The sequence below is a fragment of the Enterobacter sp. C4G1 genome (genome assembly GCF_052886895.1).
Window position 1 is genome coordinate 1,893,301 of record NZ_JBQVVV010000001.1, and the last position, 14,833, is coordinate 1,908,133.

At 53.8% G+C, this 14,833-nt stretch carries 13 protein-coding genes; 8 read left to right on the forward strand and 5 right to left on the reverse strand.

Features of this window, described 5'->3' with window-relative positions:
- The first annotated feature begins 145 nt into the window (after positions 1-145).
- Together acnB and yacL are read left to right on the forward strand one after the other, a co-directional pair.
- Positions 146-2,743, forward strand: coding sequence for a bifunctional aconitate hydratase 2/2-methylisocitrate dehydratase (gene acnB / locus ACT9TW_RS09095; protein ID WP_315687929.1), 2,598 nt, complete (start codon positions 146-148; stop codon positions 2,741-2,743).
- Positions 2,744-2,949: 206 nt separating this feature from the next.
- The gene (gene yacL / locus ACT9TW_RS09100; protein ID WP_446492190.1) at positions 2,950-3,312 is read left to right on the forward strand and encodes a protein YacL; all 363 of its coding nucleotides are present in this window, start codon (positions 2,950-2,952) and stop codon (positions 3,310-3,312) included.
- A gap of 31 nt (positions 3,313-3,343) precedes the next feature.
- On the opposite strand, the gene speD is transcribed toward yacL, so the two are convergent.
- The 3 genes from speD to ACT9TW_RS09115 all read right to left on the reverse strand — a co-directional run bounded on the left by speD (position 3,344) and on the right by ACT9TW_RS09115 (position 5,470).
- On the reverse strand, positions 3,344-4,138 hold the full coding sequence (speD, locus tag ACT9TW_RS09105; RefSeq protein ID WP_446492191.1) for an adenosylmethionine decarboxylase: 795 nt from the start codon (positions 4,136-4,138) through the stop codon (positions 3,344-3,346).
- The gene (speE, locus tag ACT9TW_RS09110; protein WP_446492192.1) at positions 4,139-5,008 is read right to left on the reverse strand and encodes a polyamine aminopropyltransferase; all 870 of its coding nucleotides are present in this window, start codon (positions 5,006-5,008) and stop codon (positions 4,139-4,141) included. It lies immediately after the preceding gene.
- Positions 5,009-5,122: 114 nt separating this feature from the next.
- Positions 5,123-5,470, reverse strand: coding sequence for a YacC family pilotin-like protein (locus ACT9TW_RS09115; RefSeq protein WP_014882582.1), 348 nt, complete (start codon positions 5,468-5,470; stop codon positions 5,123-5,125).
- Between the two features lie 145 nt (positions 5,471-5,615).
- On the opposite strand from ACT9TW_RS09115, the gene cueO reads away from it, so the two are divergent.
- Positions 5,616-7,184: a multicopper oxidase CueO gene (gene cueO, locus ACT9TW_RS09120; RefSeq protein WP_446492193.1), complete on the forward strand. Its 1,569-nt coding sequence runs from the start codon at positions 5,616-5,618 to the stop codon at positions 7,182-7,184.
- 126 nt (positions 7,185-7,310) lie between these two features.
- Here cueO and ACT9TW_RS09125 read toward each other — a convergent pair whose 3' ends face one another.
- Complete coding sequence (locus ACT9TW_RS09125) at positions 7,311-9,698, reverse strand: glucose/quinate/shikimate family membrane-bound PQQ-dependent dehydrogenase (RefSeq protein WP_446492194.1); 2,388 nt, start codon at positions 9,696-9,698, stop codon at positions 7,311-7,313.
- A gap of 206 nt (positions 9,699-9,904) precedes the next feature.
- Here ACT9TW_RS09125 and hpt point away from each other — a divergent pair, with 206 nt between their 5' ends.
- Positions 9,905-10,441 carry a hypoxanthine phosphoribosyltransferase gene (gene hpt / locus ACT9TW_RS09130; protein WP_014068935.1) on the forward strand — a complete coding sequence of 179 codons (537 nt, stop codon included), beginning with the start codon at positions 9,905-9,907 and terminating at the stop codon, positions 10,439-10,441.
- Positions 10,442-10,512: 71 nt separating this feature from the next.
- Here hpt and can read toward each other — a convergent pair whose 3' ends face one another.
- Complete coding sequence (gene can, locus ACT9TW_RS09135) at positions 10,513-11,175, reverse strand: carbonate dehydratase (protein WP_020882596.1); 663 nt, start codon at positions 11,173-11,175, stop codon at positions 10,513-10,515.
- Between the two features lie 107 nt (positions 11,176-11,282).
- Between can and ACT9TW_RS09140 the strand changes: the two genes are divergently transcribed.
- From ACT9TW_RS09140 to ACT9TW_RS09155, 4 genes are all read left to right on the forward strand, one after another.
- Positions 11,283-12,209, forward strand: a complete 927-nt coding sequence (locus ACT9TW_RS09140; RefSeq protein ID WP_014068937.1) for an ABC transporter ATP-binding protein — start codon at positions 11,283-11,285, stop codon at positions 12,207-12,209.
- Positions 12,206-12,976, forward strand: a complete 771-nt coding sequence (locus ACT9TW_RS09145) for an ABC transporter permease (protein ID WP_182059609.1) — start codon at positions 12,206-12,208, stop codon at positions 12,974-12,976. Before ACT9TW_RS09140 ends, ACT9TW_RS09145 begins: the two co-directional genes overlap by 4 nt.
- A gap of 104 nt (positions 12,977-13,080) precedes the next feature.
- Positions 13,081-13,521 (forward strand): PTS sugar transporter subunit IIA, encoded by a 441-nt coding sequence (locus ACT9TW_RS09150; protein WP_182059610.1) that lies wholly within the window; start codon positions 13,081-13,083, stop codon positions 13,519-13,521.
- Positions 13,522-13,584: 63 nt separating this feature from the next.
- Positions 13,585-14,832: a polysaccharide deacetylase family protein gene (locus ACT9TW_RS09155; RefSeq protein WP_446492195.1), complete on the forward strand. Its 1,248-nt coding sequence runs from the start codon at positions 13,585-13,587 to the stop codon at positions 14,830-14,832.
- The last annotated feature ends 1 nt before the right edge of the window (position 14,833 follow it).

The window sequence follows — 14,833 nt, forward strand, 5'->3', positions numbered from 1 at the left end:
ACACTGTGCAGAAATCCTGCTATGCTGCCCGACGCGGTATCGGGCATTTACCCTACAAACTGCTGTCTCACAGGAGCGTGAAGAGATTCGCCCACATACACGCTGTGTATGCCGCAATATGACAATGAGAGCGAGGAGAACCGTCGTGCTAGAAGAATACCGTAAGCACGTAGCAGAACGTGCCGCCGAGGGAATTGTACCCAAACCTTTAGATGCAACCCAAATGGCCGCGCTCGTCGAGCTGCTGAAGAATCCGCCCAAGGGCGAAGAAGAATTCCTGTTAGATCTGTTGATCAACCGCGTACCGCCTGGCGTAGATGAAGCTGCCTACGTAAAAGCCGGTTTCCTTGCTGCCATTGCCAAAGGCGAAGCAACCTCCCCACTGGTGACTCCTGAAAAAGCGATTGAACTGCTCGGCACCATGCAGGGTGGCTACAACATTCATCCGCTGATTGACGCGCTGGATAACGAAAAGCTGGCTCCAATTGCGGCCAAAGCGCTCTCTTCAACGCTGCTGATGTTCGATAACTTCTACGATGTGGAAGAAAAAGCCAAAGCGGGCAACAAATACGCGAAGCAGGTTATGCAGTCCTGGGCTGATGCCGAATGGTTCCTGAACCGTCCTGCACTGGCTGAAAAAATCACCGTGACCGTTTTCAAGGTGACCGGTGAAACTAACACCGATGACCTCTCCCCGGCTCCGGATGCGTGGTCCCGTCCTGATATCCCTCTGCACGCGCTGGCGATGCTGAAAAACGCCCGTGAAGGTATCGAGCCGGATCAGCCAGGCAGCGTTGGCCCGATCAAGCAGATCGAAGCCCTGCAGGAGAAAGGTTTCCCGCTGGCCTACGTGGGCGATGTTGTGGGTACCGGCTCTTCCCGTAAATCTGCAACCAACTCCGTGCTGTGGTTCATGGGCGATGATATCCCGCATGTGCCGAACAAACGCGGCGGCGGCCTGTGCCTGGGCGGCAAAATTGCACCAATCTTCTTCAACACCATGGAAGATGCTGGCGCACTGCCAATTGAAGTGGACGTGAACAACCTGAACATGGGCGACGTGATTGACGTTTACCCGTTCAAAGGTGAAGTGCGTCACCACGAAACCAACGAACTGCTGGCAAGCTTTGAGCTGAAAACCGACGTTCTGGTCGACGAAGTGCGTGCCGGTGGCCGTATTCCGCTGATCATCGGTCGTGGCCTGACCACCAAAGCGCGTGAAGCGCTGGGTCTGCCGCACTCAGACGTTTTCCGTCAGGCGAAAGATGTGGCGGAAAGTAACCGTGGTTACTCCCTGGCGCAGAAAATGGTTGGCCGCGCGTGCGGCGTAACTGGTATTCGCCCGGGTGCGTACTGCGAGCCGAAGATGACTTCTGTGGGCTCTCAGGATACCACTGGCCCAATGACCCGTGACGAACTGAAAGACCTGGCGTGCCTGGGCTTCTCTTCTGACCTGGTGATGCAGTCCTTCTGTCACACTGCGGCCTATCCGAAGCCGGTTGATGTGACCACACACCACACGCTGCCAGACTTCATCATGAACCGTGGCGGTGTGTCCCTGCGTCCGGGTGATGGCGTTATTCACTCCTGGCTGAACCGTATGCTGCTGCCAGATACCGTGGGTACCGGTGGCGACTCTCATACCCGTTTCCCGATTGGTATCTCCTTCCCGGCGGGCTCTGGTCTGGTGGCGTTTGCTGCTGCGACCGGCGTGATGCCGCTGGATATGCCAGAATCCGTTCTGGTGCGCTTCAAAGGCAAAATGCAGCCGGGTATCACCCTGCGTGACCTGGTTCACGCCATCCCGCTGTATGCCATCAAGCAGGGCCTGCTGACCGTTGAGAAGAAAGGTAAGAAAAACATCTTCTCTGGCCGCATCCTGGAAATTGAAGGTCTGCCGGATCTGAAAGTAGAGCAGGCGTTCGAACTGACCGATGCCTCCGCTGAGCGTTCCGCTGCGGGCTGTACCATCAAGCTGAACCAGGCGCCGATCGAAGAGTATCTGACCTCTAACATCGTGCTGCTGAAGTGGATGATCGCAGAAGGTTACGGCGATCGTCGTACGCTGGAACGTCGTGTTCAGGGGATGGAAAAATGGCTGGCGGATCCGCAGTTGCTGGAAGCCGATGCTGACGCAGAATATGCGGCAGTGATCGACATCGATCTGGCGGATATCAAAGAGCCAATCCTGTGTGCACCAAACGATCCAGACGATGCTCGTCTGCTCTCTGACGTTCAGGGCGATAAGATCGACGAAGTGTTCATCGGTTCCTGTATGACCAACATCGGTCACTTCCGTGCTGCCGGTAAGCTGCTGGATACCCATAAAGGCCAGCTGCCAACGCGTCTGTGGGTGGCTCCGCCAACCCGCATGGACGCCGCTCAGCTGACTGAAGAAGGTTACTACAGCGTGTTCGGTAAGAGCGGTGCGCGTATCGAAATCCCTGGCTGTTCCCTGTGTATGGGTAACCAGGCGCGCGTAGCAGACGGTGCGACGGTAGTCTCTACCTCTACCCGTAACTTCCCGAACCGTCTGGGTACTGGCGCTAACGTTTATCTGGCCTCTGCGGAGCTGGCGGCGGTTGCCGCGCTGATTGGCAAACTGCCAACGCCGGAAGAGTACCAGACTTATATTGCTCAGGTTGATAAGACGGCGGTGGATACCTATCGTTATCTGAACTTCGACCAGCTCTCTCAGTACACCGAGAAGGCTGACGGCGTTATCTTCCAGACGGCAGTATAAATGCTACCCTCTCCCGTGGGAGAGGGGCTGGGGGTGAGAGCACCAGACCGCACCTGACCCATTGCCCGGTGGCGCTACGCTAACCGGGCCTACAAAACCCATCGCAACTGCGGTGGGTTTTTATTTTCATTCCTCCCACCTCTTACGCTTTTTTTCTTCCTCGCTGCTGCGATAATTACCTTAATGGCTTTGCAGAGGAAAATACTATGGATTACGAATTTCTGCGCGACATCACCGGAGTGGTGAAAGTGCGTATGTCGATGGGCCACGAAGCCGTAGGACACTGGTTTAACGAAGAGGTGAAAGAGAATCTCGCGCTTCTTGATGAAGTTGAACAGGCAGCGAATACGGTGAAAGGCAGTGAGCGCTCCTGGCAACGTGCCGGGCACGAATACACGCTGTGGATGGACGGCGAAGAGGTTATGGTGCGTGCCAACCAGCTTGAATTCCCGGGTGACGAGATGGAAGAGGGGATGAGCTACTACGATGAAGAGAGTCTGTCGCTGTGCGGCGTCGAAGACTTCCTGAAGGTGGTGGCGGCGTACCGCGAGTTCATGAAACAGAAATAGCATACCGGAGCGTCCTTGCTCCTTGTGTCTCTTACATGGCCGGAATATTGCGGCCATAGTAGATTTCGCGCATCTCTTTCCAGAGAAGGTCAGTGATGGCCTTACGCTCTTCGTCGCTCAGGTCTTCCGGTTTGGTGTGGAACATGTAGTGCTTAAGGTCAAACTCCTTAAGCAACATCTTGGTATGGAAGATGTTTTCCTGGTATACATTCACGTCCACCATGTCATACAGCGCTTTCATGTCCTCGGACATAAAGTTCTGAATGGAATTGATCTCGTGGTCAATAAAGTGCTTCATGCCATTGATATCACGAGTAAAGCCGCGGACGCGATAGTCAATGGTTACGATATCGGATTCCAGCTGGTGGATTAAGTAGTTCAGCGCATTCAGCGGTGAAATCACACCGCAGGTCGATACTTCGATATCGGCGCGGAACGTACACAGCCCGCCTTCAGGATGGCTTTCCGGATAGGTGTGCACACAGATATGGCTTTTATCCAGGTGAGCCACCACCACTTCTGGCAGCGGACCGGGGTGCTCGGTTTTGTCGATAAGCTGCGGGTCGACTGGCTCTTCGCTGACCAGGATGGTCACGCTTGCACCCTGAGGGTCGTAATCCTGGCGCGCGATATTGAGGATATTCGCGCCAATAATCGAGCAGGTTTCTGACAGGATTTCAGTCAGACGATTGGCGTTGTAGAGTTCATCGATATAGGCGATATACCCATCGCGTTCTTCTGCTGTTTTGGCATAGCAGATATCGTAAATACAAAAACTCAGGCTTTTTGTCAGGTTGTTAAAGCCATGCAGTTTAAGCTTTTTCAATTAGTTCACCCCCTGAGAGCACAACGCGTCTTGCAAATACTGAGGCAAGGCAAACGCGGCGGTGTGGACAGCCGGATTGTAGTATCGGCAATGAAGACCGGCCTGGTGGAAACGGGCCTGAATGATTTCGGCGGAGAGATGGCGTAGCACCTCGTTATCCGTTGCCCAGGCAAAGGTCATGATCCCGCCGTAGTAAGTCGGAATAGCGGCCTGATAGAAACTGACATCGCCAAAATAGGTGCTTAACTTGCGGTGGCTGTCGATGGCTTCATCCTGTTGCAGGAAGCAGACGCCGTTCTGTGCCACGAAGATCCCACCGGGCTTAAGGCAACGTTTGCAACCTTCGTAAAAGGATGAGGTAAACAACGATGCGCCCGGGCCGATTGGGTCGGTGCAGTCAGAGATGATCACATCAAAGGTTTGTGTGGTCTGGTTAACAAAGTTGACCCCATCGTCAATCACCAGACTGAAGCGCGGGTCGTCATAGCTGCCGGCATTATGATTGGGTAAGTACTGGCGGCAGAAAGAGACAACGCCTGCGTCGATTTCCACCATGATGATGGATTCGACTGATTTATGGCGGGAGACTTCACGCAGCATGGCGCCATCACCCCCGCCGATAATCAAAACGTGTTTGGCCTGTCCGTGTGCCAGCAGCGGTACGTGGGTCATCATCTCGTGATAGATAAACTCGTCACGCTCGGTGGTTTGCACCACGCCGTCCAGCGCCATCACGCGCCCAAAAGCAGCGTTTTCGAAAATGATCAGATCCTGATGATCGGTTTTCTCATGATAAAGCACGTTATCAACGGCAAAGTACTGACCAAACTGATCATGCAGTGTTTCATGCCACAACGCGTTGTCGGCCATAAGCTGACGCCTCCTTTGTTAACATCCGTTTTCCCACGAAAAATGAGCGAAACATGATAGCTAACTATAACCGTGCTTGCACGGCTATAGGGTCAACAAGGAGCGTCGGGGAGGTTATTTTACGTAGGCGAGCAGGCTAAGGGAGTCGCGAGCCAGAGCTTTGCATTTCTTTGCTGTGGGAATGCCGATACCGCTTAAATCGCGGTAGCTGTCCTCACCGAGTGCCTTCATGTCAAAGCTGTCGTAGTTGCTGAGATCCCACTGGTTCTGCTGGGCAAAAAAGACCAGTGCGCGACGAATCTGCCCGTTGGGTAAATTCTGGTAACCACAATCATTTTTCAGGAATACAAAAACCGCCGTTAAATCGGCCATATCTTCTGCTTCATTTTCACTCAGCGCATAACTGTTTGCACACATAGCCATCAGGCTGCCGAACAAAATTGTCCTGAAAAACGTCTTCATTGCTTCTACCACTGCGTCACGGAAAATTAACGTTAGCATACTTGATGCCAGGGCGACGATCTTTATTATTGCCGCTTTGCTTGACCTTCCGGTAAGGGGAGGGTTTATGCTCAAAATATCGCCTGCTGGAAATAAGGAAATGAACATGCAACGTCGTGATTTTTTAAAATATTCCGTTGCGCTGGGGGTTGCCAGCGCATTACCGCTGTGGAGTCGCGCAGTTTTTGCGGCCGACAGACCCGCCTTACCCATCCCTGATCTGCTTACCGCGGATGCCCGCAGCCGCATCCAGCTTATTGTTCAGTCGGGTAAAACGACCTTTGGTGAGCATTCTGCGACAACCTGGGGGTATAACGGCAATCTGCTCGGCCCTGCTATTCAGTTACGCAGAGGAAAAGCCGTCACTGTGGACATCCACAATACGCTGGCGGAAGAGACAACGCTGCACTGGCACGGCCTGGAAGTCCCGGGTGAAGTGGACGGGGGTCCGCAGGGGGTGATTAAAGCGGGCGGTAAGCGCAGTGTCACCTTTACCCCTGACCAGCCTGCAGCGACCTGCTGGTTCCACCCGCATCAGCATGGCAAAACCGGACGGCAGGTTGCGATGGGGCTGGCAGGGCTGGTACTCATTGAAGATGATGAAAGCCGCCTGCTGCGCCTGCCAAAACAGTGGGGCATCGACGATGTGCCGGTGATTGTGCAGGACAAAAAGTTCACCTCAGACGGGCAGATTGATTACCAACTGGACGTGATGAGCGCAGCGGTGGGCTGGTTCGGCGATACGTTGCTGACCAACGGCGCGATTTACCCGCAGCACGCCGCGCCGAAGGGCTGGCTGCGTTTACGTCTGCTTAATGGATGTAACGCGCGTTCGCTGAATTTTGCCACCAGTGATAAACGCCCGCTGTATGTGGTGGCGAGCGATGGCGGCCTGTTGCCTGAGCCGGTTAAGGTCAACGAATTACCGATGCTGATGGGCGAGCGTTTTGAAGTGCTGGTGGATATCAGCGATGGCAAGGCGTTTGACCTTGTGACCCTGCCGGTGAGCCAGATGGGCATGGCCGTTGCGCCATTTGATCAGCCGCACCCGGTGCTGCGCATTCAGCCGCTTCAGGTCACGGCGTCGGGCATATTGCCGGATACTCTGGCGAAGGTGCCTGCGTTACCTGCACTTGAGGGGTTAACTCAGCGCAAACTCCAGCTCTCGATGGATCCGATGCTCGATATGATGGGGATGCAGGCCCTGATGACGAAATATGGCAATCAGGCGATGGCCGGGATGCAACATGGGCAGATGATGGGCCATATGAATATGGATCACGGCAGCATGGGCGGAATGGGGAAAATGAACCACGGGGGACAGGGTTTTGACTTCCATAACGCCAACATGATCAACGGCAAAGCGTTCGATATGAATACGCCGATGTTTGCTGCCACGAAAGGGCAGTTTGAACGTTGGGTGATTTCTGGTGAAGGTGACATGATGCTGCATCCGTTCCATATTCACGGCACGCAGTTCCGCATTCTTTCAGAGAATGGTAAAGCGCCAGAGGCACATCGTTCCGTCTGGAAAGACACGGTGCGGGTTGAAGGTGGTGTGAGCGAGGTGCTGGTGAAGTTCGCGCACGACGCGCCGAAGGAGTTCGCCTATATGGCGCATTGCCATCTGCTGGAGCATGAAGATACGGGGATGATGCTCGGTTTTACCGTATAAAAAAGCCGGGTGGCGACTGCGCCTTACCCGGCAATAAAGGTGCGGCCTGATGCCCTCACCCTGGCCCTCTCCCACAGGGAGAGGGAACAAATACTAAAAACGGCAACTTTCGTTGCCGTTTTGCTTTTATTTTGCGTCAGGCAAGGCATACGCGACAATATAGTCGCCCATCTTCGTGCCAAACGAACCATGACCACCCGCAGAGATGACTACGTACTGCTTGCCATTCGCTTCATAGGTCATCGGTGTTGCCTGTCCGCCTGCTGGCAGACGGCCTTGCCACAGTTTCTCACCGTTGGTCATGTTGTACGCGCGCAGATAGTTATCAGCGGTTGCCGCGATGAACAGTACGTTGCCAGCGGTGGATATTGGGCCACCCAGCATTGGCATCCCCATATTGAACGGCACAGGAACCGGCATCGGGAACGGCATACTGTCCTGAGGCGTACCAATACGTTTCTTCCACACGACGTGGTTGGTTTTCAGATCCAGCGCGGAGATATAACCCCATGCAGGCTGTTTACACGGCAGGCCGAACGGTGACAGGAACGGGTTCAGGGTTACGCCAAACGGCACGCCATACTGCGGCTGAATACCGGATTCGGTCCCGGTACCTTTCGCGTCTTTCGGCGGTTCGATTGGGTTACCCGGGCCGCGTGGGATCAGTTTAGAGACAAACGGCAGCGCCATCGGGTTGGCAATCGCTACCTGACGGTTCGGGTCAACGGAGATCCCGCCCCATTCGAACATCCCCAGGTTACCCGGGAAGACCAGCGTGCCCTGCTCAGAAGGTGGTGTGAAGATACCTTCGTAGCGCAGCTGATGGAACATCACGCGGCAGACCAGCTGGTCAAACATGGTGGCACCCCACATGTCTGCACCGCTCAGGTCTTTCTTCGGACGGAAGCTCAGGTCAGAGAACGGCTGCGTTTTACTGACGTAATCGCCTTTTGCTGCCCCCTGAGGAACCGGTTTTTCCGGTGCAGGAACAACCAGCTTACCGTTGCTGCGATCCAGTACGAAGATGTTACCCGTTTTCGCTGGTGCATAAATTACCGGAACGGTTTTGCCGTTAACGGTAATGTCGGCAAGCGTCGGCTGGGATGGCATGTCCATATCCCACAGATCGTGGTGAACGGTCTGGTAGCTCCATGCCAGTTTACCGGTGGTCGCGTTCAGCGCCACGATAGCGCTCGCGTAACGCTCCTGCTCTGGTGTGCGATAGCCGCCCCAGATATCCGGCGTGGTCACACCCATTGGCAGGTAGACCAGGTCCAGCTTCGCGTCATACGCTGCTGGTGCCCAGGAGTTCGGTGAGTTAAAGGTAAAGGTGTGTTCGTCCGATGGGATCGCGTTTGGATCTTTCGCGCCCGGATCGAAGGCCCACAGCAGTTTACCGGTGTTCACGTCAAAACCACGGATAACGCCAGAGGTTTCGCGGGTAGAGAAGTTATCCGTTACCGAACCGGCAATCACGATAGTTTTATCGGTGATGATCGGCGGCGAGGTCGGTTCATACAGACCCGGCGTGGTATCCGGCATGTTGGTTTGCAGATTCAGGACACCTTTGTTGGCAAAGGTCTCGCACAGCTTGCCCGTTTCGGCGTTAACTGCAAACAGTCGTCCATCGTTCACCGGCAGCATGATGCGGCGAGGGCAGTCAGCGACCACATCCGGGCTGGCATTATCGGCACGCGCTTCATGGTAAGAAACACCACGGCAGGTCACATGCTGGAATGAAGGGTTAGAGTTGAGCTGTGGATCGAAGTGCCATTTCTCTTTACCGGTAGCCGCATCAAGCGCGAACAGACGCTGGTGCGCGGTACACAGATAAAGCATGTTGCCAACTTTAATTGGCGTCACTTCGTTGGTCAGTTCACCTGGATCGTTAGGCATCTTCACATCGCCGGTACGGAAGACCCAGGCTTCTTTCAGGTCCTTCACGTTGTCGGCGTTGATCTGCTTCAGTGGAGAGTAACGCTGACCTTCCTGATTACGACCATACGCAGGCCAGTCGCTATCGGCAACCTGAGAGATAGCCGCGGCAGGCGTGGATTCCGTGTTCAGCGTGCCTTTGATCTCCTGTGGGTCATTGAAGCCAGCCCAGGTGAGGATGCCACCGCTGATAAGCAGGGCAATCACCAGTGCGGCGACGGCGCCACTGGAAGGAACAATCAGGCGACGCCAGACAAACGGCAGGATCAGCCAGATACCAAAGAACACGAGGATGTCACTGCGTGGCGTCAGTGCCCAGAAGTCGAAGCCGACTTCCCAGACGCCCCAGATCATGGTTGCGAGAAGTAATGCGGCATAAAGCCACAGTGCTGATTGTTTTCTACGCAACAGCAGGACGGTTACGGCAACCATAACCAGACCTGCAATCGGGTAGTACCAGGAACCGCCTAAAGCGACCAGCCAGACGCCACCGATTAACAGATACAGCGCGCAGAAGGCTGCGAACGCTGCTGTTAATGTCACCAGTAGACGCGACTGTTGAGTTTTTGTTTCAGCCATAGAAAAGTACTCGTCAGTTTTGTTAATTATTTGCTAGCAATTAATTATAGGTATTAACAAGTGTGATCGGAATCACAAAATTTGCTTTTTATAACTCATGCGCCAGGGCTATCCATTTGCTGTTATAATGGGTGGCTTGTGAATCGATGCCGGACGCAGATTCATCCGCATTGAGCGATTTTTATTAAAATCATATGGTTAGTAATATGAAACATACTGTTGAAGTGATGATCCCGGAAGCGGAGATCAAAGCGCGTATCGCCGAACTGGGCCGTCAAATCACCGAACATTACAAAGACAGCGGCAGCGAAATGGTGCTGGTTGGTTTGTTGCGTGGCTCTTTTATGTTCATGGCAGACTTGTGCCGTGAAGTGCAGGTGTCACATGAGGTCGATTTTATGACCGCCTCCAGCTACGGCAGCGGCATGTCCACAACCCGTGATGTGAAAATCCTTAAAGACCTGGATGAAGATATTCGTGGCAAAGATGTGTTGATCGTTGAGGACATCATCGACTCCGGCAACACGCTCTCTAAAGTGCGCGAGATCCTGAGCCTGCGCGAACCAAAATCCCTGGCGATCTGCACCCTGCTGGATAAACCAACCCGTCGTGAAGTGCAGGTGCCGGTTGAGTTTGTCGGTTTCTCTATCCCTGACGAATTCGTGGTGGGTTACGGTATCGACTACGCCCAGCGTTATCGCCATCTGCCGTATGTCGGGAAAGTTGTGCTGCTGGACGAGTAATGTTGATTGGGTGCGGGCTGATGCCCTCACCCCAGCCCTCTCCCACCGGGAGAGGGAGAAAACCTCAGGCTTTATTTATGGTTTACGTGCTTGAGTTTGAGGTTGGCAATGCCCGAGCGATAGCGCTGTTCCAGCGTTTCGCGGTTGGTAGCGGTCACTTCCAGATTACGCAGTAACCCGTCATGAATACCGTACGCCCAGCCGTGAATAGATACCTTCTGCCCGCGTTTCCAGGCAGATTGCATAATCGTGGAGTGGCCCAGGTTATAGACCTGCTCCATGACGTTTAGCTCACACAGGGTATCAAGCCGACGCTCTTGCGGCATTTCGCCTAGCAGTGAGCTATGTTTGAACCAGATATCGCGGATGTGCAGCAGCCAGTTATCGATTAAGCCCAGCTCAGTGTTTTCTATCGCAGCCTGGACGCCACCACATCCGTAGTGGCCGCAAATGATGATGTGCTCGACTTCCAGTACATCGACGGCATACTGAACAACCGAGAGACAGTTAAGATCCGTGTGAATGACCAGGTTGGCTACGTTGCGGTGAACGAATAATTCGCCCGGTTCGAGGCCGGTCAGACGCTCTGCCGGAACGCGGCTATCGGAACATCCAATCCATAGAAAGCGCGGGTTCTGCGCTTGCGCCAGTTTCCCGAAAAAACCGGGGTCCTCTTCCACCAGCATCTTTGACCATAGTGCATTGTTGCTGATGAGTGTATCTATGTCATTCATGGAGGTTAACGACCTGTAACCGAGTGATTGCGTTGCGCTACTATAGGGTAACCCGACTTTTAATGAAACCACACAACGTGTGTCAGAACTATAGGTAAGTCTAATTCATGGCGATTGCACTGGAGCTTGAACAGCTTAAAAAAACCTATCCGGGCGGCGTTCAGGCGCTGCGCGGAATAGATCTCAAAGTAGAGGCGGGTGATTTCTATGCGCTTCTGGGGCCAAATGGCGCAGGGAAATCCACCACCATCGGGATTATCAGTTCTCTGGTGAACAAGTCATCCGGCAGGGTGAGCGTGTTTGGTTACGACCTGCAAAAAGATGTCGTTAACGCCAAGCGCCAGCTCGGGCTGGTGCCGCAGGAGTTCAACTTTAACCCCTTCGAAACCGTACAACAGATCGTAGTGAACCAGGCGGGTTACTACGGCGTGGAGCGCAAAGACGCGCTTGAGCGTAGCGAAAAGTACCTCAAACAGCTCGATCTCTGGGAAAAACGCAACGAACGTGCGCGGATGTTATCCGGCGGGATGAAGCGCCGTCTGATGATTGCGCGTGCGCTGATGCATGAACCAAAACTGTTGATCCTCGATGAACCAACCGCCGGTGTGGACATCGAGCTTCGTCGCTCAATGTGGGGGTTCCTGAAAGATCTTAACGATAAAGGCACCACCATTATTCTGACGACCCACTATCTCGAAGAAGCTGAAATGCTCTGCCGCAATATCGGTATCATCCAGAACGGGGAGCTGGTGGAAAACACCTCGATGAAAGATCTGCTTTCTAAGCTGAAATCAGAAACCTTTATCCTCGACCTGGCACCGAAAAGCCCGCTGCCAAAGCTGGAAGGCTATCAATATCGTCTGGTCGATACCTCGACGCTGGAAGTGGAAGTGTTGAGAGAGCAGGGGATCAACAGCGTGTTCGCCCAGCTGAGTGCGCAAGGCGTGCAGGTATTAAGTATGCGTAACAAAGCCAACCGACTGGAAGAGCTGTTTGTCTCTCTGGTTCATGAGAAACAAGGAGACAAGGCATGACGCATCTTTACTGGGTCGCGCTGAAAAGCATCTGGGCGAAAGAGATTAATCGTTTTATGCGCATCTGGGTGCAAACCCTGGTGCCGCCGGTCATCACCATGACACTGTACTTCATCATTTTCGGTAACCTGATTGGTTCGCGAATTGGTGAAATGCACGGCTTCACCTATATGCAGTTTATCGTTCCTGGCCTGATCATGATGGCGGTGATTACCAACGCCTATGCCAACGTTGCGTCATCATTCTTTAGCGCCAAGTTCCAGCGCAACATTGAAGAACTGCTGGTCGCACCTGTGCCTACGCATGTGATCATTGCCGGTTACGTGGGGGGTGGCGTGGCGCGTGGTCTGTGCGTGGGTATCCTGGTCACGGCGATTTCGCTGTTCTTTGTCCCGTTCCAGGTGCATTCATGGCTGTTTGTGGCGCTAACATTGCTGCTGACGGCGATCCTGTTCTCGCTGGCCGGTCTGCTGAACGCCGTATTCGCCAAGACGTTCGACGACATCAGCCTGATCCCGACCTTCGTGCTGACGCCACTGACCTATCTGGGCGGGGTGTTCTACTCCCTGACGCTGCTGCCGCCGTTCTGGCAGGCGCTGTCGCACCTGAACCCGATCGTGTACATGATAAGCGGCTTCCGCTTTGGTTTCCTCGGCATTACCGACGTGCCGCTGTTTACTACCGTTGCGGTGCTGGTGGTGTTTATCCTCGCCTTCTACCTGCTGTGCTGGTATCTGATCCAACGTGGGCGCGGTCTGCGTAGCTAACCTTCGGCCCGGCGACAATCCGTTGCCGGGCGCTTTTCTTTGACAGTTATCACCGTAAGCTAACCTTCACTGGGCTAAACTACTCGCCTGCTAAGGAGGGAGTTATGCTGGGATGGGTCATCACCTGCCACGATGAACAGGCGCAGGATATGCTGGACAAGCTTGACGCTAAATTTGGTCCGCTGGCGCAATGTCGGGCGGTCAATTACTGGCGTGGCTTAAGCACCAATATGCTCAGCCGCATGATGTGCGACGCCCTGCATGAAACCGACACCGGCGACGGCGTTATCTTTCTTACCGATAAATCCGGCGCTGCCCCCTATCGTACGGCGGCATTGATGAGCCATAAGCACGATTGTTGCGAAGTGATTTCAGGAATTAGCCTGCCGTTGCTGGAACTAATGTACCCGCAGCGAGAAACACTCGGCAGCGCCGGGTTTCGCGAGGCTATCGTGGCGCAAGGTACGCCGGGCGTCAGCAGCTTGTGGCATCAGCAACAGAAAAATCCTCCTTTCGTCCTGCTTCACAACCTGTATAAGAATTAAACATTGGTATTGATGTCTCTTTTGCTACAATGACATCAGTTTTTTCGTATCGATAACGATCCAATGCTAACGCGTCTACTATTCCTGCTGTTGTTGTTCGTTTCCGGCATCAGTTCTGCCAGTTTATTAAGTCAGCAAAGACTGCCTGCACAATACATGCAAACCACCGAAGATGCGGCGATCTGGGGGCAGGTGGGTAATGACGTGGTCAACGTTGGCAACGTGCGTGCCGGGCAGATCCTGGCCGTGGTGCCTGCGGCGGCAGATTACTATGAGTTCCGCTTCGGTTTCGGCACGGGTTTTATCGACAAGGGGCATCTGGAGCCTGTGCAGGGCAAGAAGCGCGTTGAAGATGGCCTGGGCGATCTGAATAAACCGCTCAGTAATCAAAATCTGGTCACCTGGAAAGACACGCCGGTTTATAACGCCGCTGACAACAGCAGCGCTCCTTTCGGGACCTTAAGCGCCAATCTCCGCTACCCGATCCTGAACAAGCTTAAAGACCGTCTGAACCAAACCTGGTTTCAGATCCGCATTGGCAACCGCCTGGCGTGGGTAAGCAGTCTGGATGCGCAGGAAGATAACGGTATTCCGGTGATTACCTACCACCATATCCTGCGTGATGAGGAGAACACCCGTTTTCGTCATACCTCCACAACGACCAGCGTGCGTGCCTTTAGCAACCAGATGACCTGGCTGCGCGACCAGGGCTATACCACGCTGACCATGTATCAGCTCGAGGGGTACGTACGTAACAAAATAAACCTGCCTGCTAAGTCGGTGGTGATCACCTTTGATGACGGCCTGAAATCCGTTAGCCGCTATGCTTATCCCATTTTGAAAGAGTACGGGTTTAAGGCAACGGCGTTTATTATCTCATCCCGAATCAAACGCCATCCGCAGAAGTGGGCCCCCAAGTCTCTGCAGTTCATGAGCGTGTCAGAGCTGGAGCAGATCCAGGATGTATTTGATATTCAGTCTCATACCCATTTTTTACACCGCGTAGATGGCAACCATCAGCCGATTTTACTCAGCCGCAGCTACCACATTATTTTGTTCGATTTTAAACGCTCCCGGCGTGATTTGGCACAGTTCAACCCGCATGTGCTTTATCTTTCCTATCCGTTTGGCGGATACAACGATAACGCGGTGAAAGCGGCAAATGACGCCGGTTTTCATCTGGCGGTCACGACCGTGAAAGGAAAGGTAAAACCGGGAGATAATCCGTTCTTACTCAAGCGTCTGTACATCTTAAGAACGGATTCACTGGAGACAATGTCGCGGCTGATCAGCAATCAGCCGCAGGGGTAGC